This window comes from Sulfitobacter brevis, from assembly GCF_900112755.1.
GTDB lineage: Bacteria > Pseudomonadota > Alphaproteobacteria > Rhodobacterales > Rhodobacteraceae > Sulfitobacter > Sulfitobacter brevis.
Window position 1 is genome coordinate 56292 of sequence record NZ_FOMW01000006.1, and the last position, 23944, is coordinate 80235.

At 59.3% G+C, this 23944-nt stretch carries 20 protein-coding genes; 9 read left to right on the top strand and 11 right to left on the bottom strand.

Annotated elements, in window-relative coordinates; all coding sequences use genetic code 11:
* The first annotated feature begins 34 nt into the window (after nucleotides 1-34).
* Together BM174_RS09510 and BM174_RS09515 are read left to right on the top strand one after the other, a co-directional pair.
* Nucleotides 35-490, top strand: coding sequence for an Lrp/AsnC family transcriptional regulator (locus BM174_RS09510; RefSeq protein ID WP_093923624.1), 456 nt, complete (start codon nucleotides 35-37; stop codon nucleotides 488-490).
* On the top strand, nucleotides 487-942 hold the full coding sequence (locus BM174_RS09515; RefSeq protein WP_093923625.1) for an Lrp/AsnC family transcriptional regulator: 456 nt from the start codon (nucleotides 487-489) through the stop codon (nucleotides 940-942). The genes BM174_RS09510 and BM174_RS09515 overlap by 4 nt, the downstream gene beginning before the upstream one ends.
* A gap of 22 nt (nucleotides 943-964) precedes the next feature.
* On the opposite strand, the gene BM174_RS09520 is transcribed toward BM174_RS09515, so the two are convergent.
* Nucleotides 965-2053 carry a Hint domain-containing protein gene (locus BM174_RS09520; RefSeq protein ID WP_093923626.1) on the bottom strand — a complete coding sequence of 363 codons (1089 nt, stop codon included), beginning with the start codon at nucleotides 2051-2053 and terminating at the stop codon, nucleotides 965-967.
* Between the two features lie 211 nt (nucleotides 2054-2264).
* Here BM174_RS09520 and BM174_RS09525 point away from each other — a divergent pair, with 211 nt between their 5' ends.
* Nucleotides 2265-3392, top strand: a complete 1128-nt coding sequence (locus tag BM174_RS09525) for an aminotransferase class V-fold PLP-dependent enzyme (protein ID WP_093923627.1) — start codon at nucleotides 2265-2267, stop codon at nucleotides 3390-3392.
* An 18-nt stretch (nucleotides 3393-3410) separates the two neighbouring features.
* On the opposite strand, the gene BM174_RS09530 is transcribed toward BM174_RS09525, so the two are convergent.
* The gene (locus BM174_RS09530) at nucleotides 3411-4607 is read right to left on the bottom strand and encodes a UbiH/UbiF family hydroxylase (protein ID WP_093923628.1); all 1197 of its coding nucleotides are present in this window, start codon (nucleotides 4605-4607) and stop codon (nucleotides 3411-3413) included.
* Nucleotides 4608-4616: 9 nt separating this feature from the next.
* Nucleotides 4617-5264: a pyrimidine 5'-nucleotidase gene (locus BM174_RS09535; protein ID WP_093923629.1), complete on the bottom strand. Its 648-nt coding sequence runs from the start codon at nucleotides 5262-5264 to the stop codon at nucleotides 4617-4619.
* Between the two features lie 99 nt (nucleotides 5265-5363).
* Between BM174_RS09535 and BM174_RS09540 the strand changes: the two genes are divergently transcribed.
* Nucleotides 5364-6017 carry a GntR family transcriptional regulator gene (locus BM174_RS09540; protein ID WP_093923630.1) on the top strand — a complete coding sequence of 218 codons (654 nt, stop codon included), beginning with the start codon at nucleotides 5364-5366 and terminating at the stop codon, nucleotides 6015-6017.
* 18 nt (nucleotides 6018-6035) lie between these two features.
* Here BM174_RS09540 and BM174_RS09545 read toward each other — a convergent pair whose 3' ends face one another.
* Both BM174_RS09545 and carA read right to left on the bottom strand, forming a co-directional pair.
* Nucleotides 6036-7934: a glycosyltransferase family 2 protein gene (locus BM174_RS09545; RefSeq protein WP_093923631.1), complete on the bottom strand. Its 1899-nt coding sequence runs from the start codon at nucleotides 7932-7934 to the stop codon at nucleotides 6036-6038.
* A gap of 94 nt (nucleotides 7935-8028) precedes the next feature.
* Entirely contained in the window at nucleotides 8029-9204 is a 1176-nt protein-coding gene (gene carA / locus BM174_RS09550) for a glutamine-hydrolyzing carbamoyl-phosphate synthase small subunit (protein ID WP_093923632.1), read from the bottom strand.
* Nucleotides 9205-9397: 193 nt separating this feature from the next.
* On the opposite strand from carA, the gene BM174_RS09555 reads away from it, so the two are divergent.
* Complete coding sequence (locus BM174_RS09555; RefSeq protein WP_093923633.1) at nucleotides 9398-9856, top strand: GatB/YqeY domain-containing protein; 459 nt, start codon at nucleotides 9398-9400, stop codon at nucleotides 9854-9856.
* 35 nt (nucleotides 9857-9891) lie between these two features.
* Here BM174_RS09555 and BM174_RS09560 read toward each other — a convergent pair whose 3' ends face one another.
* The 4 genes from BM174_RS09560 to BM174_RS09575 all read right to left on the bottom strand — a co-directional run bounded on the left by BM174_RS09560 (nucleotide 9892) and on the right by BM174_RS09575 (nucleotide 15960).
* A complete protein-coding gene (locus tag BM174_RS09560) occupies nucleotides 9892-10305 on the bottom strand; it encodes a response regulator (protein WP_093923634.1) in 414 nt (137 codons plus the stop codon).
* A complete protein-coding gene (locus BM174_RS09565) occupies nucleotides 10271-11701 on the bottom strand; it encodes a sensor histidine kinase (protein ID WP_093923635.1) in 1431 nt (476 codons plus the stop codon). The genes BM174_RS09560 and BM174_RS09565 overlap by 35 nt, the downstream gene beginning before the upstream one ends.
* Before the next feature lie 179 nt (nucleotides 11702-11880).
* Nucleotides 11881-12363: a DUF2244 domain-containing protein gene (locus BM174_RS09570; protein WP_093923834.1), complete on the bottom strand. Its 483-nt coding sequence runs from the start codon at nucleotides 12361-12363 to the stop codon at nucleotides 11881-11883.
* Between the two features lie 156 nt (nucleotides 12364-12519).
* On the bottom strand, nucleotides 12520-15960 hold the full coding sequence (locus tag BM174_RS09575; RefSeq protein ID WP_093923636.1) for a pyruvate carboxylase: 3441 nt from the start codon (nucleotides 15958-15960) through the stop codon (nucleotides 12520-12522).
* Nucleotides 15961-16204: 244 nt separating this feature from the next.
* On the opposite strand from BM174_RS09575, the gene BM174_RS09580 reads away from it, so the two are divergent.
* Entirely contained in the window at nucleotides 16205-18640 is a 2436-nt protein-coding gene (locus BM174_RS09580) for a UvrD-helicase domain-containing protein (RefSeq protein WP_093923637.1), read from the top strand.
* 288 nt (nucleotides 18641-18928) lie between these two features.
* On the opposite strand, the gene BM174_RS09585 is transcribed toward BM174_RS09580, so the two are convergent.
* Nucleotides 18929-19150, bottom strand: coding sequence for a DUF1127 domain-containing protein (locus tag BM174_RS09585; protein WP_093923638.1), 222 nt, complete (start codon nucleotides 19148-19150; stop codon nucleotides 18929-18931).
* Between the two features lie 572 nt (nucleotides 19151-19722).
* Here BM174_RS09585 and BM174_RS09590 point away from each other — a divergent pair.
* The gene (locus tag BM174_RS09590) at nucleotides 19723-20787 is read left to right on the top strand and encodes an Mrp/NBP35 family ATP-binding protein (RefSeq protein WP_093923639.1); all 1065 of its coding nucleotides are present in this window, start codon (nucleotides 19723-19725) and stop codon (nucleotides 20785-20787) included.
* Nucleotides 20788-20789: 2 nt separating this feature from the next.
* Here BM174_RS09590 and BM174_RS09595 read toward each other — a convergent pair whose 3' ends face one another.
* Nucleotides 20790-21593, bottom strand: coding sequence for a hypothetical protein (locus tag BM174_RS09595; RefSeq protein WP_093923640.1), 804 nt, complete (start codon nucleotides 21591-21593; stop codon nucleotides 20790-20792).
* Nucleotides 21594-22434: 841 nt separating this feature from the next.
* On the opposite strand from BM174_RS09595, the gene mraZ reads away from it, so the two are divergent.
* The gene (mraZ, locus tag BM174_RS09600; protein ID WP_093923641.1) at nucleotides 22435-22926 is read left to right on the top strand and encodes a division/cell wall cluster transcriptional repressor MraZ; all 492 of its coding nucleotides are present in this window, start codon (nucleotides 22435-22437) and stop codon (nucleotides 22924-22926) included.
* A 5-nt stretch (nucleotides 22927-22931) separates the two neighbouring features.
* Nucleotides 22932-23942 carry a 16S rRNA (cytosine(1402)-N(4))-methyltransferase RsmH gene (gene rsmH, locus BM174_RS09605; RefSeq protein ID WP_093923642.1) on the top strand — a complete coding sequence of 337 codons (1011 nt, stop codon included), beginning with the start codon at nucleotides 22932-22934 and terminating at the stop codon, nucleotides 23940-23942.
* Nucleotides 23943-23944: the final 2 nt, after the last annotated feature.

Below are 23944 nucleotides of genomic sequence, written 5' to 3' on the forward strand. Positions count from 1 at the left end.
GTAATGCGTGAGGCTGTGAAAAAATGGAAAAATCATGCTTGATGATGTGGATCGTCGCTTGTTGCGCTATTGGCAGGCCGAGCCGAGCCTGAGCGCCGGGGAGTTGGCGGATCGCTGTGGGCTGACCGTTGGCAAAGCGGCGCGGCGGATGGCGCGGATGCAGGAGGAGAACGTTGTCTCGGGTGTCGGGGTGGTGATTGACTGGGCAGCCTTGGGCTATGCGGTCGAAGTGTCCTTGCGGATCACACTGGATAAGACGCAGGGCAATGCCTTTGACGCCTTTCTGGCAGCAGCGCGTCTGGTACCAGAGGTGATCGAGGTGCAGACGTTTCTGGGGCGGGTTGATGTGCGTTTGTCGATTATCGCGCGGGATATGGCGGATTATCAGCGGGTGTACCGTGAACATATCCTGACCCTGCCGCATATCGCCGACATTGAGGCTTTAATGCATGTGGCGCGGATCAAATCTGCGGAAGTGCTACCAATATGATCGAACTTGATGATCTGGATCGGCAAATCTTGCGAGCCTTGGTGCGTGATGCGACCCAAAGCGCCAGTGCGCTGGGACGGCGTATTGGTCTGTCGCAGCCTGCAACATGGCGCCGGATCAAGCGACTGGAGGAGGCGGGCGTGATCCGCGGGCGGCAATTGCGGGTCAATGCCGAAGCTCTGGGATTTGGCGTCACTGTCTTCCTAGGGGTGAAGCTGGCCACTAAAGGCCGTGTCAGCCTGGAGGATTTCGAGCGGGCCGTTTCAGCCATCCCCGAGGTGCAGACGGTCGAACATGTTCTAGGGCTTTATGACTACCGGTTGCGGATCGTGGCGCGGAATCTGGCGGATTTCGAGCGGGTTTTGCGGCGCCGCATCATGACGCTGCCCGGCGCGGGGCAAGTGGAGGCGAATGTGCTGCTGAGTGAAGAGCGGCTCGCGGGGCCGATCTAGGCGCTGCGAAGAGGTCAGCGCGTCACGCTGCTGCGTGCAGAGCTGCAGCCTCGTAGCCGCGCAATTCGTAGCGCGATACCGGCATTGCAGCGCCGCTCCTGAACTGCTCGGGCAGCAGATGGCGGATCTCGTCGCATTCGCTGTCGGGCAGGGTGCTCAGAGTTTGCGCACCGGGATAGAGACTCTCGGCGGGGCACCCTTCGGCAAAAACGATCTGGTGGTTCTCGAACATAAAGTGGTGGTAGCTGACTTCAGCGCAGGGACGGATCTGGATATTTCTGTTGTTCACCAGGTGTTTGGCCGCGATCAGGACTTCTGATTGGCCGAACAGGATTTCAGCGCGGGCGCCGCTGACCAGCATCCGGTGGTTCTGCGAGACAACCAGCGGGCGAATGTTGCCCAAAGCGCCGCGTGCAATGTGTACAGGGGCGGTCGGGCCGGTGCCTGAAACGGTCTGGACGCCTGCCCAACGCACAGGTTGCAGACCATCATCCAGCGTCATCACCAGATCACCGGCAGCAATCGTTTCAACGGCGCGCAGGCCGGTTGCGGTTTCGATCAGCGTGCCACTGGCAAAACAAACCACCAGCAGCAGGTTAAGATCGTCCGAGAAGGCAGCATCAGCGTTTTCGAGACCATCAATGCTGCCGTCGCCGTTGGCATCAATGTCTTCGTAAGTGGCAACTTTGAGCGGACCGTTCGTAGTGGCAAGCGTGCCCAGAATGTCGACACCTGCAACGACCGTCAGTTCGCCCAGGACCGGAGCGTTAGCGTTGGTGGACACCAGACTGCTGGCGTCAAATTCCAGATAGCGGTCGCCCATATGGGCACGGCCATTGCCAATTTTGGCACTGCCGGAATAGGTATAGGCGGGGGTATCGTTGTAGTAATCTGTGGCATTGTTGTAGACCGTAACGCCGGTTACGATTGATTTGCCGGACAGCGTACCATTGGCGTCCACATTTGTGACGGTGAAGACAACAATATCGTCACCCTCAAACACCGCAGTGCCATTATGGATGAGCAAATTGCCGCCCTTACTGGCGCTAGTGTTCGTATGCGGATCGCCGATAATGCTGAAGCCGTTCAGCAAAAGTGTTGTCTCTGCCATATGCCTGCCCGTCCGGTCTATTGCCGGCCTTGATCTACTCGCGCGGCTGTTTTCGCCGCTTTACGGCAGTATCAAGGCGAAATGTGGCGAATTTTAGGCACTGTTTAAATGTAGTTGTCTTAAACCCGATATATCTCGGCCAAACGTGGGCCCACTTCCCCCACGCAGGCAAAGCCGTTAGGTCTGTGGCAACGCATTTAGGAGACGATTCATGCCCAAGCAGCACACGCCCGTTGATCCCGATGGTCTGATGGAGTTTTCGGTGGTGTTTACCGACCGCTCACTCAACCATATGTCTGCGGTTTTTCAAGAGGTTATGCGCGATATCTCCAGCATGCTGCGCGAAGTTTATAATGCGCAGGCGGTGGCCGTGGTGCCCGGTGGCGGGACCTACGCAATGGAGGCCGTGGCGCGGCAGTTCGCGCGGGGCAAGGATGTTCTAATGGTGCGCAATGGATGGTTTTCCTACCGCTGGAGCCAGATCATCGAGACTGGCGGGCTGACGGCCAGTGCCACAGTGATGAAGGCACAGATGCAGGACAACGAGCCAATCGCGCCTTTTGCGCCAGCCCCAATCGAAGATGTGGTACAGGCGATCCGAACGCAGAAGCCGCAGGTGGTTTTCGCCCCGCATGTGGAAACCAGCGCAGGGATGATCCTGCCCGATAATTATATCACCGAGATGGCGGAGGCCGCGCATGAGGTCGGCGCGTTGGTCGTGCTTGATTGTATCGCCTCGGGCTGTGCTTGGGTCGATATGAAGGCGCTTGGGGTCGATGTGTTGATTTCCGCGCCGCAAAAGGGCTGGTCGGCATCGCCATCGGCAGGGTTGGTGATGATGTCGGCGCGCGCCGAGGAGATGTTGGCCCAGACCCAGTCCGACAGCTATGCCATCGATCTGGGCAAATGGCGCAGTATCATGAAGGCCTACGAGGACGGCGGCCACGCCTATCACGCGACCCTGCCGACCGATGCGCTGCGCGGTTTTCGCGATGCGATGCGCGAAACCATTGACCACGGATTGGCGCGTCTGAAGGAGGCGCAGTGGCGGCTGGGCGATGGCGTGCGTGAAATGCTGGCGGACAAGGGTGTGACCTCGGTCGCGGCGGCGGGTTTTGGCGCGCCGGGTGTTGTGGTGTCTTATACCAGTGATCCGGATGTGAAATCGGGCAAAGCATTTGCCGATCAAGGCATGCAAATCGCCGCGGGGGTACCTTTGCAGGTGGATGAGCCTGCCGGTTTCAGCACCTTCCGTCTGGGGCTTTTTGGCCTCGATAAACTCTATGACGTTGATGCCACGCTGGCGCGGTTGAAGGCCGTGGTCGATAAGGTCCTTTAAACAGCGCGGGGCTGCGCGTCAGCGCATCCCTAACCCCATCTGCATCAACATCCGGCGCACGGGCGGTAGTGCATAAAGCGCATTGAGCGCCAGCGCACGGGCGTCGCGGCCCAGCATGCTATCGGCCTGCGAGGCGCGGTTGAGCAGGTCAATGCCGCGCACCCGCAGCTGAATATCGGCGTGGCGGGCTTTGTGATAGGCCGCCATCATCACGGCGTCGCCGAGGGTATCGGGGCTGGCTTGCGCCAGATCTACTAATGTGGCGAGATCGGCCAGTGACATGTTCAATCCCTGCGCCCCAATCGGCGGTACCACATGCGCAGCCTCGGCAATCAACGCCAGCCGCTCACCGGATAAGCGATCCGCATGCTGGCTGATGATCGGCCAGAGTGCGCGGGGGCTGGCCAGCTTCAGCGGCCCGAACAGATGGCACGCGCGGTCGGACATCTCGACCTCGAACGCGGCCACGTCGAGCGCCGCGCGGGCGGCCTGATCGGGACCATTGTCCATCCACACGACAGCGGAGCAGGGCAGCCCGTCACGGTCGGGCAAAGGCACCAGTGTAAAAGGCCCACCTGTACGGTGGATTTCGGTCGAGACATTCAGGTGTGGCACCGGATGGGTGACGGTAAAGGCCAAGGCTTTTTGCCCGAAACGGCGGGTTGTGACGCCGATGCCTGCGGCGCGACGCATCGGGCTGCTGCGTCCGTCGGCGGCAACCACCATCCGTGCGCTGATTTTGCTGCCATCGCTGAGGCCGACGCGGGCCGATGCGGTGCGGGTAAAAAGGGTCGTGGTGCCGGTACCGGGGCGAAAATCGACGAGCGGCAGTTCGGCCAGCCGCGCCACCAATTCACGGCGCAACAGCCAGTTTGGGAAATTCCAGCCGAAAGGCGCATCTGAAATCTCGGACGCATCGAATTCGCAAGTTACGCGAGGGTCCGGCAGATCACCGCCCGCATCGACGATCCGCATGATTTGCAGGGGCGCGGCATGGGGGGCGAGGCGAGACCACAACCCTGCGCGTTCCAACATTTCGCGTGCTGGCTGTAGCATCGCGGTGGAGCGCATGTCGGCGTTTTCTTGGCCCGCGTCCGTCACGGGCGGCGTTGGATCAACGCAGATGGTCGAGAAACCCGCGCTGCCAAAGGCAGCAGCAGCGGTCAGCCCGGCGATGCCGCCGCCGGAAACCAATATGTCACAATCAAACTTCATCGCCCTGATCTAGCCCGCCAAAGTGCCAAGGAAATGGGCCAGATCATCAGTATGGTAGTGAATGTGATCACCCGCCGCGCGCGTCGGGGCGACATGCACGGTGCGCATGCCCAGAGCGTGTGGCGCGGCAAGATTGCGCGGATCATCCTCGAACATCGCGGCGCGGGTCGGGCTCAGCCCATCAAGTGAGATGACTGTGTCAAAAGCGCCGCGTTCCGGCTTGGGGAGGAAATTGGCATGCTCCACGCCGTAAATAGCATCGAACAGCCCGCTCAGCCCACGCGCCTCCAACACCCGCGTCGCATAGGGCGCACAGCCATTTGTATAGACGATGCAGCGCCCCGGCAGCGCTTTGATGGCTTGGGCAAGCGGCAAATCCGGTGTCAGGCTGTCCATCGAGATATTATGCACGTCCTCAAGATAGGGCGTGGGGTCAACATCATGTTCGCGCATCAACCCCGCAAGGGTGGTGCCGTAGGTCTGCCAGTAATGCAGGCGCATCCGGTTAGCCTCGGCTTCTTCAATGCCCAATGTCTGCATGACCCAAGCGACCATGCGGACCTCGATCAGGTCAAAAAGCCGCGCCGAGGGCGGATAAAGCGTGTTGTCCAGATCAAAGATCCAGGTTTCCACATGAGAAAAAGCATCGCGTGACATGGCAACTTGGTAGGGTGTCGCGCAGGGTGCTGCAAGGGCTCAGGCTTGCGAAACCGGTCGCGGTGGGTAAGGTGGCGCGACTTTAAGGAATACTGCCTGATGCCCGCCCCCAGACCCGGCCCCACTGACGCCTATTCGATGATCCTCGATGCGATTGACATCGGCACCTATCGCCCTGGCGACCGCCTTGTAGAAAGCGAGCTTGCGGATCGCTTTGGCGTCTCGCGCACCCCGATACGCGAAGCATTGCAGCGGTTGGAGACGCAGTCCCTGCTGGCCCGCGACGGGCGCAGCCTGATTGTGGCCTCGCTGGATCACAACCAGATGGCCGAGCTTTACGTGGTGCGTGGTGAATTGGAGGGTTTAGCTGCGCGGCTGGCCGCGCGTCACGCCACGGTGGAGGAGGCGCGGGTGCTGCGCGAGATGGTCGAGGCCGACAATGCGCTAACCGAAACGCCCGCCGCGCTTGCGCGCGCCAACCGGCGGTTCCACAAACAGATCCACTTGGCCTCGCACAATCGGTATCTGGTCCAGCAACTTGACCTTGTGTACCGCTCGATGGCGCTGATGGCGACCTCGTCGCTGGCAGCACAAGGGCGCGGGGCGATTGCCCAGCAGGAGCACGACCGGATCGTTGCGATGATCGAGGCCCGCGATGAAGACGGGGCGGATGCCGCATTGCGCACCCATATTTCAGTGGCCTTTACCACGCGCCTGAAACAAGACGCGGCGCGGCGCGAAGAAGAAGCCTAAGACCCATGCGAGCGAACGCTACTTTTGCGCGGCACCGTTTTCTTCAGTCGCAAGGCTGACGCCGTGCTCGGTCTTGTCCCAGAAAAACGGGCGAAGGACAAATTCGTGCAGCCCTTTATAGGCTGCGAGAACGCCAAGCGGAAAATAGAACGGCAGGGTCGGGATCCATCCAAGCAGGGCGCGGTGCTCTCGGCCCGAGACGGCGGCAGCCGAGATTCCAAGGTTTAAAAGCCCGGAGAAAATGAAGCAGCCGATCATGAACCACATCACCGGCGTGCCAAGTGTCAGCGCGATGGGGTGCGTCACGCCAAACAAGGTGAGCCAGAACGACCACAACAGCGGGGCGCAGGCAAATTGGCTGAACGTGGCGAGAAACATCGTCTGGATGCCAAGAAAGCGCACCAATCCCAGATCGGCCATCAATTTGCGCGGGTCGCGCATGTGCACGCACCACGTGATCAAAAACCCTTTCAGCCACCGCGACCGTTGCCGGACCCAAGGCCATGTGCGGCAGTTTGCTTCCTCATAAGTAACGGTCTGGATCAGCTCGGTTATATAACCGTGGCGGGCCAGTCGCAGACCAAGGTCGGCATCTTCGGTGACGTTATGGGCATCCCACCCCCCCAGCTTTTCCAGAATACTGCGTCTGAAAAACAGTGTAGTTCCGCCCAGTGGTACCACCAGCCCCAACCGCGCTATGCCCGGCAGGACAACCCGCCACCAAGTAGCGTATTCGATGGTAAAACAACGAGATAGCCAGTTTTCCTGCGGGTTGTAGTAGTCCAGAATGCCTTGCAGACAAGCGACATTGGCGGGTGCGGATTGAAAGCGCGTGACCACCCTTTCGATTTGGTCAGGTTGGGGGCGGTCTTCGGCATCCCAGACGCCGATGATACTGCCGCGACAGAAATCCAGCGCGTAGTTCAAGGCGCGGGGCTTGGTGGTTAGCTTGTTGGCAGCGGGCACCTCGATCACGGTGATCCAGTCGGGCAACTTGGTACGGGCGATCGTGTCGCGGGTGATCTGGTCTTGCTCCTCCAGCACCAGTACCACGCTCAACAAGGATTTCGGGTATGTCAGCCGCGACAGACGCGCGATGAGAGCCGCGGCAATCTCTTTCTCTTTGAGGAGCGGCACCAGAACCGAGACATGCGGCAGCCGGAAGGGCGGACAGTTGCGCGGGTCAAATGTGAGTCCACTGGTGCCGCGGCCTGAGAGGTGCGCCCAGCATGCCGCCGCTTTCAGGCCTGTGGTCATCATCAGCGTTACGAAAGCCCAAAGCATCGCAATGCTCAACGTCCACATCGGTGCGAGCAACAATGCCAGACCGAGGGCCAAGAGGATGACAATTGCGCTCCACCTTCTGGATTCTGTGTTGACGGCCCACCCTCGGCAGCTTTCGGCAACCGGCACCCGCGTCGAGGCGCGTTGCGCGTATTCGCGTCCGTAAAGCCGCCCCAACTGGTGTTTAATCTGTGCAGGATCTGCCAGCACCGGCATCATCTTCTTGCCTGCCGACCCCATGCACATACGCAAATTTGCAAAGTCATCGGGCGTGTTGGTCGCCACCATCAGGCGGTCGCCGATCTTGAGCCATGGTACCACGCGGTGCGCTAGGCAAACCGAAGCCGGCAGACTATTTGCAAGGCTAAGAAGCGGCGGCGAGCGCGCCAAATCAACCACTTCGGCACGGTGCTGTTGCGCCATCGCCTGCAGCACATCACTTTGGCTGGCCAGCCCTTCAGACACCATAATCTCGCCCAAGGGGGCGTCGATATGACGTTGAAGTCCGAGCGCGTGGACCAGATCCAGCTGGTCGATGATCCCTGCATTGACCAGATAGCGGCCCAACGGCAGATGCAGCACATCAGCAGTCGTCAGGCTTGGCTCTGGCAGGTGCAGACGAAGGTTGCTCATCCGTTGAATATCCGTCGCAATAACTGCGACGCAGACTGACAGATGCAGAGTTAACGTAAGGTTAAGGAACCTAACCCGAGGTAACCATCACGCTTTAAGCAGTCGCAAGCTCGGTCTTTTTTGCCGCCATCGCTTCGGCGAAACGCTCGAACAGATAATAGCTGTCTTGCGGGCCGGGGGAGGCTTCGGGGTGGTGCTGCACCGACCAGACAGGACGCCCGTCCACGCGGATACCGCAGTTGGACCCGTCAAACAGCGACACATGGGTTTCGATAACGCCGGCAGGCAGGGACTGCGCATCCACCGCAAAGCCGTGGTTCATCGAGGTGATCTCGACCTTGCCGGTATCGCGGTCCTTAACAGGGTGGTTGGCACCGTGGTGGCCGTGGCTCATCTTGATGGTGCGGCCGCCCAAGGCGAGCGCCAGCATCTGGTGGCCAAGGCAAATGCCGAACACCGGCAGATCGGTCTTGTTCAGCACATCCTTGATCATTGGCACGGCATATTTGCCAGTCGCTGCCGGATCGCCGGGGCCGTTGGACAGAAAAACGCCGTCGGGGTTATGGGCCATTATCTCGTCAAAAGTCGCCTGCGCGGGAAGCACAGTCACTTCGCAACCCGCCGAAGCAAGGCAGCGCAGGATGTTGCGTTTTGCGCCGTAATCGATGGCCACAACCTTGTGCAGCGGGGCATTCTGCGGCGTGAAACCTTCGGGCCATGCCCACCGCATCTCGTTCCAGCGGTAGGATTGCGCGCAGGTCACGTCGAGCGCCAGATCGACCCCCTCTAGACCCGCAAAGCCACGCGCGGCGGCGATCAGCGCCTCAATGTCGAAGTTACCATCGGGGTCATGGGACAGCGCCACATGTGGCGCGCCGGACTGGCGGATCGCCCGCGTCAGGCGGCGGGTATCAACGCCGCCGATGGCAATGCGCCCACGAGCCGCCAGCCACTCCGACAGCGGCTGCACAGTGCGCCAGCTTGAGGGGTCGGTCGGCATCCACTTCACCACCATCCCTGCGGCAACCGGATCGCCGGTTTCATCGTCTTCGGGATTGGTGCCGGTATTGCCGATATGCGGGAAGGTGAAGGTCACAATCTGCCCGGCATAGGACGGATCGGTCATGATTTCCTGATAGCCGGTCATGGATGTGTTGAAGCACAACTCGGCGACAGTCTGGCCTATGGCTCCAAATCCGGACCCATAGAATAACGATCCATCTGCAAGGGCAAGGCAGGCGGTCGGGCGGGGATCTACGGGTGCGGGCATGGGGAGCCTCCGGACAGTGCTGGCGGGATAAACGGGTGCAACCTATCCACACGGGGGTGCAGGGTCAAGGTGATCACGAAAATCAGATTGGCTTAAATACCAGTGGGTTACTACAAGTCATCCCCCATTGCCTGTCAGTGGTGGCGGCGTTATGGTCCGCAACTCATTCTGACGCAAGAGACGGGGTCACTTCATGGCATTGCGCACACGCATCTCTGATGCATTGAAACAGGCGATGAGAGACAAGGCTGCCGACCGGCTGTCAACGCTGCGGCTGGTAAATGCTGCGATCAAAGACAAAGATATCGCGGCGCGGGCCACCGGTAACGATGATGGCGTCAATGATGAGGAAGTGTTGGCGATCCTGAGCAAGATGGCCAAGCAGCGGCTTGAAAGCGCGCGCGCTTACGAAGAGGGCGGCAGGCTGGATCTGGCCGACCGCGAGCGGGCTGAGATCGTCGTAATCGAAGAGTTTTTGCCAAAACAGTTGAGCGAAGATGAAGCCGCTGCCGCAGTGGACGCCGCGATTGCCGAAATCGGTGCCAGTTCGATCCGCGACATGGGCAAGGTCATGGCGATCCTGAAAGGTAAATATACCGGACAAATGGATTTTGGCAGCGTCGGACCGACTGTGAAAAACCGTCTGAGCTAAGCAATCCACCACGGAAAAACTGCAGGTCAGCGCCTTTATGCGCGCTGGCTGCTCGCCATCTTGTCGATCACCTGACGCAACTCGTTGGGCAGCAATGGCTTTGACAGCATCGCAATAGGCTGGATGATAGCGCGTTCATCTGCGGTGACGTGATGCAGGCTACCACTCACGATAATCGAGGGAATCTCGAGCTCGGTTCTCAGATGCTCGGCGGCATCCTGACCTCGGCTGCCGTCAGCAAGTTGCAAGTCGACAATCGCAAGATCGGGCCGATGCTGGTTCGACATTTCGATGGCCGAACTGGCGGTCATGGCGATGCCGACAACCACATGGCCCATGTCCTGAATTTGCGCTTCAAGATCGAACGCGATGAACACGTTATCTTCGACGACAAGAATCCGCAGAGCGGGTTCCTTATCCGGGGAAGATAATGCGCGTTCGCCACCCATCTGTGTGATCTTCCTCTATCTTGCCATTAAGCTGCGCCGCCATTCCGGCGATCAGGCGCGTGCCCAGGCCCGATGGTGTGGTCTCACGAACTAACGGTCCGTCGGCGCGTTGTGTTCCATTATCAATTACATCCAAGGCGATTTTATTGTTGTCGTGTCGTCGCAACCATACTTTGACGGTGCCTTGGCCATCCGCCCACGTGCCATGTTTAAATGAATTGGTGACCAATTCGTTTACGGCGAGCGATAGGGTGACAGCCTTGTCGGTAGAAAGGCGGATCGGCTCCACGTCGAGTATGATCCGCATCTGCGTGCCTTCCGAGGACAGCGACGTGATCAGATGCTCTTTCAAACGCTCCAGATAGGTATCGAGGCGCACGGACTCCAGATCCTCCCCGTCGTAAAGCGAGGCGTGAATGGCAGCCACCGCATGGACCCGCGCCGTCGCGGCCCGCAAAACATCGCGCGCCACCGCGTCTTTGGTTTGCTGTGCCTCAAGGTTGAGGATGCTCGACACCATCTGCAGCGAGTTTTTCACGCGGTGGTTCACTTCGGACATCAACAGGTTCTGCGTATCCAGCGCGGATTGCAGGCGCGCTTCGTTTAGTTTGAAGTCGGTGACATCCAAGACGACGCCGACGATTAAAATGCTTTGGGTTTGGGGGTCGCGGATCGATTCACCGCGGCCCATCAGCCAGCGGACCGTGCCGTCGGGCCAAAGGGAGCGGTAATCATTTTGGTAATTTGATCCGACCGTGCGCACCACCCGCTCGATCTCATCGTTTATGGCTGGCAGGTCGTCAGGGTAGATGCGCTCAAAAAATGGTTGAACGTCATTTCCGGTCTCGTTGTGATCAAACCCGAACATCGCATCAAGCTGCGGAGTGCGTTCTAGCGTGTGGTTTGCATAATCGAATTCGAAATAGGTGATGTCTGTACCGCGCATCGCCGCACGCGATTTGGCTTCGTTGATACGCAGGCCCAAGACAGCCTTGGTCACGTCTTCAACGCAAATGAGAGCGTGGGTGGTAACATCAGGTTTGGTGCTGTCCGTGAACACAGGTGAGACGGTCAGTTGCCAGTGCCGCACAGTATAGTGGCCGTCGGCATCCTGAATGTCATGCTGGTGCGGGGTCATCTCTTCAGCCACGCCAGTGCCGAGAACACGCAAAACAGTGGCCTGCAATGCCGCCTCGTTGTCGGCGTCGGGATCATCGGGGTTTGCCTTGAAAATCTCATAGGCGTTCTTGCCGATAAGCTCCTCACGGCCACGTCCTATCATCGCACAGTAGGACAAATTTGCAGCCACAATATGCAGATCGGAATCCAGCACAATCTGTGCAATCGGTGCTGCATCAAACAGCAGTCCCACGTCTATAAGCGCGTCTACGGCCATTTAGCCCCCAGTTTTGACGGCCGAGAGGGCGTCACTCATTAATACAATACAATTCCGTTTCGATTGCGCCAAGGTAAAGCGCTGTAGCACCGATAAAAACCATTCGTCCGTATGGGAACAAAAAATGGCAATCTTTCGCTTGTCGGGGAAGGCTCGTGAGGGTTTGTCGCAAGCGCAGACTAACGAAACAGGGCGCGCGTCAAATCATCAAACAACGCGATGCGTTCTTCCTCGCTTAGAAACGCGCCGATTTCCACTTCGCGACCTTCACCGCGCAGGGTAACGTAGTGCGGCACCGGACCGCCTTTTTCGTATTTCTCAAGGCGGATCCAATGGCGGTTACAGGCCCATTCCTTGACGCTGCCGTCAGGACCCTTGCGCCGAAGGCGGGCGTGGGTCTCGTCCAGCGTCAGTATTTCTTCGATCTGGCGGGCGCGGAAATTACGTTGCAACGCCAAATACATGCCGCCCACTGCTAGCAGCACAAACGGCAGCAGAGCCCAAAGCAGGATGGTGCCCAACATCGACAGGATCGGGATCAGAATCAGCACGAAGGTAATCAGGATAAATGCCGCAAACCCGCGCGGCGGCAGCGATTGATGCGGCCAGAGGCGCATCTGCTGCGGCGTTGCATCGGGGGCGGTGGTCCACTCGTACGGCATGGCGCAAAGATAGCTGCGCGGCGCTGACTGGCAATGCGACATCGCGCCCGCTTTCGTGCTTCGTCTGCGCGAGCAACGAAGGGACAGTAGCCAAAAGTAGCTACGGCCAGCCCCGAATGAGGACTGGCCGCAATGCTGAGCCGCGGCGCTTGAGTGTTACTCCAACTCCACCAGCAGGTCCTTAGCGTCGATCTGCCCGCCGGGTTGCACATGAACGGCCTTCACCACCGCATCGCGCTCGGCGTGGATGCCGGTTTCCATCTTCATCGCTTCGATGGTCAGCAATAGATCACCCGCACTAACTTTCTGCCCGACGACCGCGCCCACGGAGGCAACAACCCCCGGCATCGGTGCGCCGATATGGTTGTCGTTGCCGGCTTCGGCCTTGGGGCGCTGTGCAGTGGTTGCTTTCACCAAACGGTTCGCCACACGGATCACCCGGGGCTGGCCGTTGAGTTCAAAGAACACTTTGACCTCGCCGTCCTCGTTGGTTTCACTAGCAGCTTGCAGGCGGATTTCCAGCGTCTTACCGGGATCAATCTCGGCGCTGATTTCCTCCGATGGCTCCATGCCGTAAAAGAAGGTCGGCGTCGGCAGGGTGCGCACAGGGCCATAAGTCCGGTGGCGGCCCATGTAATCAAGGAACACCTTGGGATACATCAGGTAGCCGCAGAGGTCCTCATCATCGATGGGCATCCCTTCGAGTTCTTTGGAAAGCTTGGCGCGTACTGCCTCGAGATCGACAGGCGCGAGGTGCTTGCCCGGGCGTTCCAGATTGGGCGCTTCGCCTTTCAGCACCTTCTTGACGATGCCTTCGGGAAAGCCGCCCGGAGGCTGGCCCAAATTGCCGCGCATCATGTCGATTACACTGTCGGGAAAGGAAACTTCGGTCTTGGGGTCCTCGACCTCGGCGCGGGTCAGGCCTTGGCTCACCATCATCAGCGCCATGTCACCGACAACCTTGGAGGAGGGGGTAACCTTGACGATATCGCCAAACATCTGGTTCACATCTGCGTAGGTGCGTGCCACTTCGGGCCAGCGATCATCCAGCCCCAGCGAGGCGGCCTGCGCCTTGAGGTTAGTGAACTGCCCGCCAGGCATTTCGTGCAGATATACCTCCGACGAAGGCGCCTGCATGCCGGTCTCGAAGGCCGCATATTGGGTGCGGACCTCTTCCCAATAGTCTGAGATTTCGCGCACGGCTTTCATATCAAGGCCGGTGTCGCGGTCAGTGTGGCGCAGCGATTCAACCACGGTGCCCAAGGTCGCCTGCGAGGTATTGCCCGAGAATGCATCCATCGCGCAATCCACCGCATCAACGCCCGCCTCGGAGGCCGCGAGGATCGTGGCGACAGCACTGCCTGCAGTATCATGGGTGTGGAAGTGGATCGGCAGGCCGACCTCGTTTTTCAGCGCTTTTACCAAGACCCGCGCCTGAGAAGGTTTCAAAAGCCCCGCCATGTCCTTAAGGCCCAGAACATGGGCGCCAGCCGCCTTCAGTTCTTTGCCCATCGCGACATAGTAGTTGAGGTCGTACTTGGCCCGCGCCGGATCAAAGATATCACCGGTATAGCAGATCGTGCCTTCGCAGACCTTGCCCGCTTCAATCACCGCGTCCATCGCAACGCGCATGTTTTCGACCCAGTTCAGACTGTCGAACACGCGGAACACATCGACGCCGGTATTCGCAGCCGTCGCGACAAATTTCTGCACCACATTGTCGGGGTAGTTGGTATAGCCGACGCCATTCGAGGCACGCAGCAGCATCTGGGTCATCAGGTTCGGCATCCGCTCGCGCAGATCACGCAACCGCTGCCACGGGCATTCCTGCAAAAAGCGGTAGGCCACATCGAAGGTCGCACCGCCCCAGCATTCAACCGAGAAAAGCTGCGGCAGATTAGCGGCATAGGCGGGGGCGATCTTGATCATATCATGGCTGCGCATCCGCGTTGCCAACAAGGACTGGTGCCCGTCGCGCATGGTGGTGTCCGTGATCAGCAACTGGCGCTGCTGGCCCATCCAGTCGGCCACGGCCTGCGGGCCTTTTTGTTCCAGCAGGTTGCGGGTGCCCATGCTCGGTTCGGCTTTGGTCTGCGGCGCACGGGGCGCGCGCACGGAGGCGGCGGGGCGTGGGTGGCCCTTGGTCTCGGGATGCCCGTTGACGGTGATATCGGCGATATAGGTCAGCACCTTGGTGGCGCGGTCGCGGCGCTTCTTGAAGTGGAACAGCTCCGGCGTCTCGTCGATGAATTTGGTGTGGTAGGTATTATCGAGGAAGGTCGGGTGCTTCAGCAGATTCTCGACGAAGGCGATGTTTGTCGAAACGCCGCGCACGCGGAATTCGCGCAAGGCACGGTCCATCCGCGCGATGGCCATTTCCGGCGTTGGTGCCTTGGCGGTAACTTTGGTTAGCAGGCTGTCGTAGTAGCGCGTAATCACGCCGCCCGCATAAGCCGTGCCACCGTCCAGGCGGATGCCCATGCCCGTCGCCGAACGGTACGCAGTTATGCGACCGTAATCGGGGATGAAGTTGTTCTGCGGGTCTTCGGTGGTGACGCGGGTTTGCAGTGCGTGACCATTTAGGGTGATCTGCGACTGCTCGGTCTTGCCGGTTGCCTCGGCCAGCGTCTTGCCTTCGGCGATCAGGATTTGCGCACGCACGATATCAATGCCGGTGACTTCTTCGGTGACGGTATGTTCCACCTGCACACGCGGGTTCACTTCGATGAAGTAAAATTTGTTGTCGTCCATATCCATCAGGAATTCGACAGTACCGGCACACTCATAGTTCACATGGGCGCAGATCTTGCGGCCTAATTCGCAAATCTCGGTGCGTTGTTCTTCGGTCAGATAGGGCGCGGGAGCGCGCTCCACGACCTTCTGGTTGCGGCGCTGGACCGAGCAATCCCGCTCGAACAGGTGATAGATTTCACCGTGTTTGTCGCCCAGAATCTGAACTTCGACATGACGGGCCTTGAGGATCATCTTCTCCAGATAGCCTTCGCCATTGCCAAAAGCGGCCTCGGCCTCGCGACGGCCTTCCATGATCTTTTCGGGCAGTTCTTTTTCGTTCATGACCGCGCGCATGCCGCGCCCGCCGCCGCCCCATGACGCCTTGAGCATCAACGGATAGCCAACCTCGGCTGCTTCTTTTCTGATCGCGGCCATATCATCGCCGAGCACTTCGGTGGCAGGGATGACCGGCACGCCTGCCTGTACCGCGACGCGGCGGGCCGAGGCCTTGTCGCCAAGCGCGCGCATGGTTTCAGCGCGCGGTCCGATGAAGGTAATGCCGTTTTTTTCGCAGGCATCAACGAACTCGGGGTTCTCCGACAGCAGCCCATAGCCGGGATGGATCGCATCCGCGCCCGAGGCTTTGGCGACGCGTATCATCTCGTCAATCGAGAGGTAGGCGGCCACGGGGCCAAGGCCTTCGCCTATGCGATATGCTTCATCTGCCTTGAACCGGTGCAGGCCGAGCTTGTCTTCTTCCGCATAGACCGCGACCGTGCGTTTGACCATTTCATTGGCAGCACGCATGATGCGAATGGCGATTTCACCACGGTTGGCGATCAGGATTTTGCGGAATTCAGTCATTAAGACCCCCTAAGGTTAAGACATGAGCAGTACTCTAGGGATGCTGCGATGCGGCGCAATGCCGAATTGCGGTGAATTCTGGCGAATTTGCGCCAGAATTTCGCAGATGGCAGGATCGGCGACCGTAAGTTTGTCCGGACCGTCAAGGCATCACGCGGATCGCCGGGGTTTATTTGGCCAATTGAAGGGGAACAGGTGTAGAACACGGGTTTTCCTTTCTGTGCGATCTGGCTAGACTGCGAGGATGAGCAGTTTCGATGAAATGGACGCCTTTGAAGGGGCCTCGCTGTCGGCGCGGGCGATGGCCGCGCGGCCACAGCCTTATCTTGACGGGTTGAATCCGGCGCAGCGCGCGGCGGTAGAGCAAATGGACGGGCCGGTGTTGATGCTGGCAGGCGCGGGCACGGGAAAGACCCGCGCATTGACCGCGCGGATCGTGCATTTGATGGTCACAGGGCGGGCACGGCCGAACGAGGTTTTGGCGGTAACATTCACCAACAAAGCAGCACGCGAGATGAAGAATCGTGTGGGCCAAATGTTGGGCCAGCAGGTTGAGGGCATGCCGTGGCTTGGCACCTTCCATGCGATTTGTGTGAAGCTGTTGCGGCGTCATGCGGAGTTGGCGGGGCTCAAATCGAACTTCACCATTCTGGACACAGATGATCAGCTGCGTTTGCTCAAACAGTTGGTGGCGGCGGAGGGCATTGACGATAAACGCTGGCCCGCGCGGATGCTGGCGGGGATCATCGATGGCTGGAAGAACCGCGCCTTGACGCCGGATAAGGTGCCTGCGGCGGATGCCGGGCATTACAATCATCGTGGCACCGAGATTTATGCGCAGTACCAGAAGCGGTTGATCGAGCTGAACGCCGTCGATTTTGGCGATTTATTGCTGCATATGGTGACGATTTTTCAGAAATTTCCCGATGTGTTGGGGCAATACCAGCGTTGGTTCAAATACATCCTCGTCGACGAATACCAAGATACCAACGTGGCGCAATATTTGTGGCTACGGCTGTTGGCGCAGGGCCACCGCAACGTCTGTTGTGTCGGCGATGACGATCAGTCGATCTATGGCTGGCGCGGGGCCGAGGTCGGCAATATCTTGCGGTTTGAAAAGGATTTTCCCGGCGCGCATGTGGTGCGGCTTGAACAGAACTATCGCTCGACGCCGCATATTCTCGCCGCTGCTTCCGGTGTGATCGCAGGCAACGAAGGGCGTCTGGGCAAAACGCTATGGACCGAAGAGACCGAGGGCGAGAAAGTGCGCCTGATCGGCCATTGGGACGGCGAAGAAGAAGCGCGCTGGATCGGGGATGAGGTCGAGGCGATGCAGCGCGGCACCCGCGGGATGGACGCGATGTCGCTGGACGGTATGGCGATTCTGGTGCGGGCGAGCCATCAGATGCGCGCCTTCGAAGACCGGTTTCTGACCATCGGGCTGCCCTACCGCGTGATCGGCGGCCCGCGCTTTTACGAGCGATTGGAGATTCGCGACGCGATGGCCTATTTCCGCGTTGTCACCAGCCCTGATGACGATCTGGCGTTCGAGCGGATTGTGAACACGCCAAAACGTGGTTTGGGCAACGTGGCGCAGCAGAAAATCCAGCGGTCGGCGCGGGAGCATGGCACCAATCTGGTCGAAGGTGCGCGAATTTTGCTGGCAGACGCTGGTCTGGGCGGCAAGGGCGCTGCGCAGTTGCGGCTGCTGGTTGAAGGGATTGATCGCTGGAGCGCCATGTTACGCGGTCCGGTGGTCGAGGCGATCAACGATGACAGCGTGCTGGAAGACGACCCGCAGGACCAAGGCAACTTCGGTGTCGGGCGCATTGAATACGGCCCGCCCGAGGTCAGCCATGTTGAACTGGCGCAGATCATCCTTGATGAGAGCGGCTATACCGGCATGTGGCAAAACGAAAAAACGCCCGAAGCGCCGGGGCGGCTGGAAAACCTCAAGGAGCTGGTCAAGGCGTTGGAGCAGTTCGAAAACCTGCAAGGGTTTCTGGAGCACGTCAGCCTGATCATGGACAATGAGAGCGATGATGGCGGGGCGAAGGTCTCGATCATGACGCTGCACGCGGCCAAAGGTCTGGAATTTCCGGCGGTGTTCTTGCCGGGGTGGGAAGACGGTTTGTTCCCCTCGCAACGTTCGATGGATGAAAGCGGTATCAAGGGGTTGGAGGAAGAGCGACGGCTGGCCTATGTCGGGATTACCCGCGCCGAACAGCTGTGCACGATCTCCTTTGTTGGCAACCGCATGGTCTTTGGCCAGTGGCAATCGGCGATGCCGTCGCGGTTTATCGATGAACTGCCGCAAGAGCATGTCGAGGTGCTGACACCGCCCGGGCTTTATGGCGGTGGCTTTGGCGCAGCGATGCCTAAAAGCAACCTGTATCAAAAGGCCGCCGATGCGAATGTCTACAACTCGCCCGGATGGCGCCGTTTGCAGGCGCGCAGCAGCGAGCGTGGCGTCAGCCAGCCGCAGGAGAGCCGCAACCCGGTGATCGACATGACCGCCGTCAGCAGCTTTTCAGTCGGGGACCGCGTGTTCCACCAGAAATTCGGCTACGGCGAGATTAGCGGCATTGAGGGCGACAAGCTGGAGGTCGCGTTTGACAAGGCGGGCGTTAAAAAGGTCGTCTCGCGTTTTGTAAGCACAAGCGACGACGTACCGTTTTAAAGCGGCACGTTGTTTGTGGGCGTAACGGCGCAGCGGCAGCCCCGAGACGGCGCGGACCACGCCCAAGCCCACAGGCTGTTAGATTTTTCTGAGGTAAAATAGAAAACGGCGGCACCTAGGGAGGTAGGCGCCGCCGCTCTCATGGCGGCCCGAAGCATCGAGGGAGGGTCGGCTTCGGGTCGGTCCCTACCCGCGCACCATCAGGGAGGAGGAGAATGATGCGGAGGCTGGGTTACGGACGGCTGCTCTGCGATACGCGGCTGCCGTCCGATCTGATATGCAGTGGGCTTAGTCAGCCTGGCTGCGTGAAGATTCCCAGGCCACAAAGCGCAGCTCGGAGCGGTTGAGGCCCAGATCGGCCAGCTCGCGATTGCTCAGCGCGCTGAGACCATCAAATGTCTGACGGTACATGCGGTGCTGCTTATAGCGGGTTGCCATTGCGTCGAACGCTGTGCCGATGCGGGCAAAGAAAGAAGGGGTCGTTGCGGATGTCGTGTTTACATATGCCATTAGGGCGCCTCTTGAATTCGGATCAGATCGTTTTTGATCATTTCGATTGAGGGGTATGTACGCCTTTAAATCGTCAGGACAACGGACGTATCGGCAATGCTGCTATGCAGCAATCGCATGAGTGACGTAACGTACACTTCCCTTGAAATCAACTTTGGTAACACCACAAGAATTTTTCGCGCGTAAAGATCTGGGCAGGGTTGGCACACAGGACGTACGGCAGCGCGATACGCATCAACTTCGGGTTGTAAGGGCGGGGAATGGTTCGGGAAAAAATGCGGCGACATCTGGGAGGAGGACGATGCCGCCGCTTAAAACAGACTCACTCGGGAGGAGGATGAGCTTGTCTGGTCTTTCCGTAGAGATGCCTGTTGGCCTCTCCATGACCCTATATTTGGGTATTTGCTGCGTATGCACAATGCGGAATTTTGCAATGCTGCTATGCAGCAAAAACATAGGGCATCTGGTTAATCGCGCGGCAGCTTTGCCTAAGGATTACGCGCAACTGCCCAGCCCCTTGCGCTTTGTGTATAACCTGCCATTTCAGGGGCCGGAATGAGGAGAAATGAAGCATGTCTGTAACCCGCTCCGATGTAGAGATCGCTCTGGCCCGCGTCACCTTGCCCGACGGCAGGGACCTGATGGCCCATGATCTGGTCCGCGCCTTAAGAATCGAAGGCGATGTGGTGCATTTTGTTATTGAGGCGCCAAATGCCGACGTGGCGCGGCAGATGGGGCCCCTGCGCGATGCTGCCGAAAAGGTTGTGTCTGAAATCGCCGGTGTCGCCAAGGTCCAAGCGGCGCTGACGGCGCATGGTCCGGCAGCCAAACCGCCAAGCCTGAAAATCGGCGGCCATCCCAAACCCCAAGACGGTCCGACCAAGCCCAAAGGCGTTGCGCGTGTCGTGGCGATTGGCTCTGGCAAGGGCGGTGTTGGTAAATCGACGGTAAGTGCGAACCTCGCGGTGGCGCTGGCGCGGGCAGGGCGCAAGGTCGGGCTGCTCGATGCTGATATATACGGTCCCAGCCAGCCGCGCATGATGGGGGTGAGCAAACGCCCCGCCAGCCCCGATGGCAAAACCATTATTCCATTGCAGGCGCATGGCGTCACGATGATGTCGATCGGCCTGATGATGGAGGAGGGCAAGGCGATTGTCTGGCGCGGGCCGATGCTGATGGGGGCATTGCAGCAGATGTTGGGGCAGGTTGAATGGGGCGAGCTGGACGTGTTGCTCGTCGATCTGCCGCCAGGCACCGGCGATGTGCAATTGACGCTCTGCACCAAAACCGAGCTCACCGGCGCGATTGTGGTGAGCACCCCGCAGGACGTGGCGCTGATCGATGCGCGCAAGGCGCTGGACATGTTCAAAACGCTGAAGACGCCTGTCTTGGGCTTGATTGAAAATATGAGCCTGTTTGTTTGCCCTGACTGCGGTGCGCAGCATCAGATCTTTGGCCATGGCGGTGTGGCCGCCGAGGCCGATGCATTAAACCTGCCGCTGCTTGGATCCTTGCCGATTGATCTGGAAACGCGGTTGGCCGGCGATGGCGGCACGCCGATTGCCGCTGGTGATGGCCCGATGGCCGAAGCCTATGCCCGCATTGCCCAAGATTTGATCGAACGCGGCGTCGCCTGAGGTTACTCTTCGGTGGGCTGGTGGAGGGGACGTCCCTCGACCAGATGGCCATAGAGCGTGGTCAGCACCGAGATGAAAACCAGACCTTCGAGGGCATAGATTACCGTCTCGATCACCAGTCTGATCCCGGGGGCATCAGGCAACAGGGTTGTGGCCGCCAGCGAGATCACACCATTCAGCAGTGCCAGGATGAGCGCCGCGCCCAGAATGGGAGTGGCGGCGCTGGCGGTGATCTGCCAGCTTTCGGCGATCCGCATCTTCTGGCCCATCGCGGCGGCAGGCAGCACCATGCTGATCCGCAAAGCGACCCAGAGAAACAAAACGCCAGACAGCACGCCCAGAACAACGAATATCAGCAAGCTCGGCGAAGCGCCGGTTGACAGGGCCGCACCGCCGACCAGCGCCATGGCAAAGGCAATCGGGATAGAGACCAGCATTTGCACCAATCCAACGAGCGTGGCGCGCCATAGGTAGCTGAACACAGTCGGCACATCGGGGCGCAGCGCGGCAGAGCGGGCATCGCCGTTCAGCAACACATGGCGGTGCCACAAGATCGCCATCAGCGCATAGCCGGTTAGCCCGATGATCCCCAAGCCCAGCAAAACAGCCAAGCTGGCCACGGTTGGCAGGTCGTCGTTTGGCACTTGTATATAGAGAAGGTGCAGGGCCGAGGGCGCAAGCACCGCCGCCGCAGCCGCCGAGCCGACGACCAGCGCCAATGGCGGCAATAATATCTGCAGGGTGGTGCGGGTGTCGTAGGTCAGCATGCGCACCGCATGAGAAATGATCGCCATCGCCGTGTTCATGATGCTCTCCGCCCTGTCCTTGCGACAACTTTCTGGCGGGAGCGGGGGGGAAGTTCAATGGCAAAGGGGGTGAGGGGTACTGTCAAAGGGCGTTGGCGGGCCCGATACGGGCGGGATCGGGAAATCATGGGCCGTGGCGTGGGAAAACGTGGGCATTGTGGGAAATGATGGGCCAAACGGGACGACATGCCACTGCGCTGCCCGAATCTCGCGGTTTTGATTCGGCCAAATTCAGCCGATTTGTCTCCCGAGCCGCGCCGCAGGCTTGAAAATACTTGATTCCTACAGTTCGATGTAAGAACAAGCAACGAACACCGCCTGTGGATAACTCTGTGCACGAACTTTTCTGGGAATTTGGGGGAATTGTCACACCCATCAGGGTGTGCGCAATATATTGTGTCTGATTTAACAGGTACTACCATTTAGGGTAATAATTCGTATTTATTTTGCACCACATTTTGTTTTAGAAGCCTGTGCAAAACCAGATATTGAGAAAATTCATCAAAAAATATGTAGACGCCCATGAATTCCCGTGGCATCCCTAGTGCATCGGATGAGAACGGGACACGGGGCAGCAAACGACCCCAAATAATAATAAAACCTAGCAGGTTTCATACAGGCACCTCGCTTTCATCAGACCAACGAGATCCGGCGCGCGGGCGAGCAGACATCCCCCCAGGTGGCGCGCGCAGTCGGACTTCCCCCGCCAAGCTGCGGGACTGGGCGGCGGGTTGATCAGTGGCAGCAGATCAACCCGCCGTTTCCACGTTTAAAGACCCGAAATCAACGGGAACGGCACAAAACGATAACAGCGCACAAACGCGCAGGCAGGGACAGACAGGTGAGCCGCAGGTTCAGAGGCGAAAGCCAACACAAAGTCGATAATAAGGGGCGGGTATCTATTCCGGCCTCTTTTCGGCGTGTTTTGGAAGCCGGTGATCCGAACTGGAAGAGCGGCGATAACCCTGAACTCGTCATCGTTTACGGTGACCACCGCCGCGATTATCTTGAATGCTACACCATGGAAGCGATCGAAGAGGTCGAAGACAAGATCAGCCGCATGCCGCGCGGCTCGATCCAGCGTAAAGCCTTGCAGCGCCTGATCAACGGCCAGTCCCACCCCACCACAGTGGACGAGACCGGACGTCTGGTGCTCCCGGCCAAACTGCGCAGCAAGATCGATCTCGAAGGCGAGGCGTTCTTTATTGCCGCCGGTGATACCTTCCAGATATGGAAACCTGAAACCTACGCCAAGGAAGAGGAAGTCTGGGCCGATGCCCTGCCGGATGACGTTGATCCGCTTGCCTTCCTGGATGGCGATATCGAGGAGTGAGACCCATGGCTGACGCGGCCTCCTCCAAACCTTCCGCCCCCCATACTCCCGTTTTGCTGCGCCCCTTGTTGGCCGCGGTCGCCCCAGTCTCTGGGGTTTGGCTCGATGGCACCTTTGGTGCTGGCGGTTATACCCGTGGATTGCTGGAGGCTGGTGCCGAGCGGGTGATCGCGGTTGACCGTGATCCGCTCGCCTTTGAAATGGCCGCCGATTGGGCGGGTGACTTTGGCGACCGCATCACCATGCAACAGGGCGTTTTCTCCAAAATGGACGAATATGCGCAGGACCTAGACGGGGTCGTGCTCGACCTTGGCGTGTCCTCGATGCAGCTTGATCTGGCAGAACGCGGCTTTTCGTTCATGCGCGACGGGCCACTCGACATGCGGATGAGCCAGGACGGGCTCTCGGCGGCGGATATTGTCAACGAGGCCGAAGAAGAAACGATTGCCAATATCTTGTATCAATACGGCGAAGAACGCGCGAGCCGCCGCATCGCCCGCGCCATCGTGCGCACCCGCGAAGAAGTACCGATCACCCGCACACTGGAATTGACCCAGATTGTCGAAAGCTGCCTGCCACGCTCCAAGCCGGGGCAATCCCATCCGGCGACGCGCAGCTTTCAGGCGCTGCGGATTGCGGTGAACAACGAATATGGTGAATTGTTCGAGGGGCTTATGGCCGCCGAACGCGCGCTTAAACCCGGCGGCATGTTGGCGGTTGTGACCTTCCATTCGGTGGAGGACCGCATGGTCAAACGGTTCCTTACGGCACGCACGGGGACAGGGGGCAATGCCAACCGCTTTGCGCCCGAATTCGAGCAAGACACGCCGCAATTCACGATCAAATCACGCAAGGCCATCGGCCCCGACGCCGAAGAGCTTGAAGAAAACCCGCGCAGCCGCTCTGCCAAGCTGCGCGTCGCGACCCGCACCGATGCGCCGTCAGGTGACGTCGATGCGAAATCCATCGGCATGCCGATGGTCAAAGGCGGGTTGCCGCCAGCCAAGGGACAGTAACG

Excerpts from the sequence above, each read along its gene's own strand:
- BM174_RS09545 (WP_093923631.1), bottom strand. The coding sequence starts at position 7,934 with ATGAGCAACCTTCGTCTGCACCTGCCAGAGCCAAGCCTGACGACTGCT.
- BM174_RS09580 (WP_093923637.1), top strand. The coding sequence starts at position 16,205 with ATGAGCAGTTTCGATGAAATGGACGCCTTTGAAGGGGCCTCGCTGTCG.
- BM174_RS09585 (WP_093923638.1), bottom strand. The coding sequence starts at position 19,150 with ATGGCATATGTAAACACGACATCCGCAACGACCCCTTCTTTCTTTGCC.
- BM174_RS09590 (WP_093923639.1), top strand. The coding sequence starts at position 19,723 with ATGTCTGTAACCCGCTCCGATGTAGAGATCGCTCTGGCCCGCGTCACC.
- carA (WP_093923632.1), bottom strand. The coding sequence starts at position 9,204 with ATGCCCGCACCCGTAGATCCCCGCCCGACCGCCTGCCTTGCCCTTGCA.
- rsmH (WP_093923642.1), top strand. The coding sequence starts at position 22,932 with ATGGCTGACGCGGCCTCCTCCAAACCTTCCGCCCCCCATACTCCCGTT.
- BM174_RS09570 (WP_093923834.1), bottom strand. The coding sequence starts at position 12,363 with ATGCCGTACGAGTGGACCACCGCCCCCGATGCAACGCCGCAGCAGATG.
- BM174_RS09515 (WP_093923625.1), top strand. The coding sequence starts at position 487 with ATGATCGAACTTGATGATCTGGATCGGCAAATCTTGCGAGCCTTGGTG.
- BM174_RS09535 (WP_093923629.1), bottom strand. The coding sequence starts at position 5,264 with ATGTCACGCGATGCTTTTTCTCATGTGGAAACCTGGATCTTTGATCTG.
- BM174_RS09510 (WP_093923624.1), top strand. The coding sequence starts at position 35 with ATGCTTGATGATGTGGATCGTCGCTTGTTGCGCTATTGGCAGGCCGAG.
- BM174_RS09540 (WP_093923630.1), top strand. The coding sequence starts at position 5,364 with ATGCCCGCCCCCAGACCCGGCCCCACTGACGCCTATTCGATGATCCTC.
- BM174_RS09525 (WP_093923627.1), top strand. The coding sequence starts at position 2,265 with ATGCCCAAGCAGCACACGCCCGTTGATCCCGATGGTCTGATGGAGTTT.
- BM174_RS09560 (WP_093923634.1), bottom strand. The coding sequence starts at position 10,305 with ATGGGTGGCGAACGCGCATTATCTTCCCCGGATAAGGAACCCGCTCTG.
- BM174_RS09595 (WP_093923640.1), bottom strand. The coding sequence starts at position 21,593 with ATGAACACGGCGATGGCGATCATTTCTCATGCGGTGCGCATGCTGACC.
- BM174_RS09565 (WP_093923635.1), bottom strand. The coding sequence starts at position 11,701 with ATGGCCGTAGACGCGCTTATAGACGTGGGACTGCTGTTTGATGCAGCA.
- BM174_RS09520 (WP_093923626.1), bottom strand. The coding sequence starts at position 2,053 with ATGGCAGAGACAACACTTTTGCTGAACGGCTTCAGCATTATCGGCGAT.
- BM174_RS09530 (WP_093923628.1), bottom strand. The coding sequence starts at position 4,607 with ATGAAGTTTGATTGTGACATATTGGTTTCCGGCGGCGGCATCGCCGGG.
- BM174_RS09575 (WP_093923636.1), bottom strand. The coding sequence starts at position 15,960 with ATGACTGAATTCCGCAAAATCCTGATCGCCAACCGTGGTGAAATCGCC.
- BM174_RS09555 (WP_093923633.1), top strand. The coding sequence starts at position 9,398 with ATGGCATTGCGCACACGCATCTCTGATGCATTGAAACAGGCGATGAGA.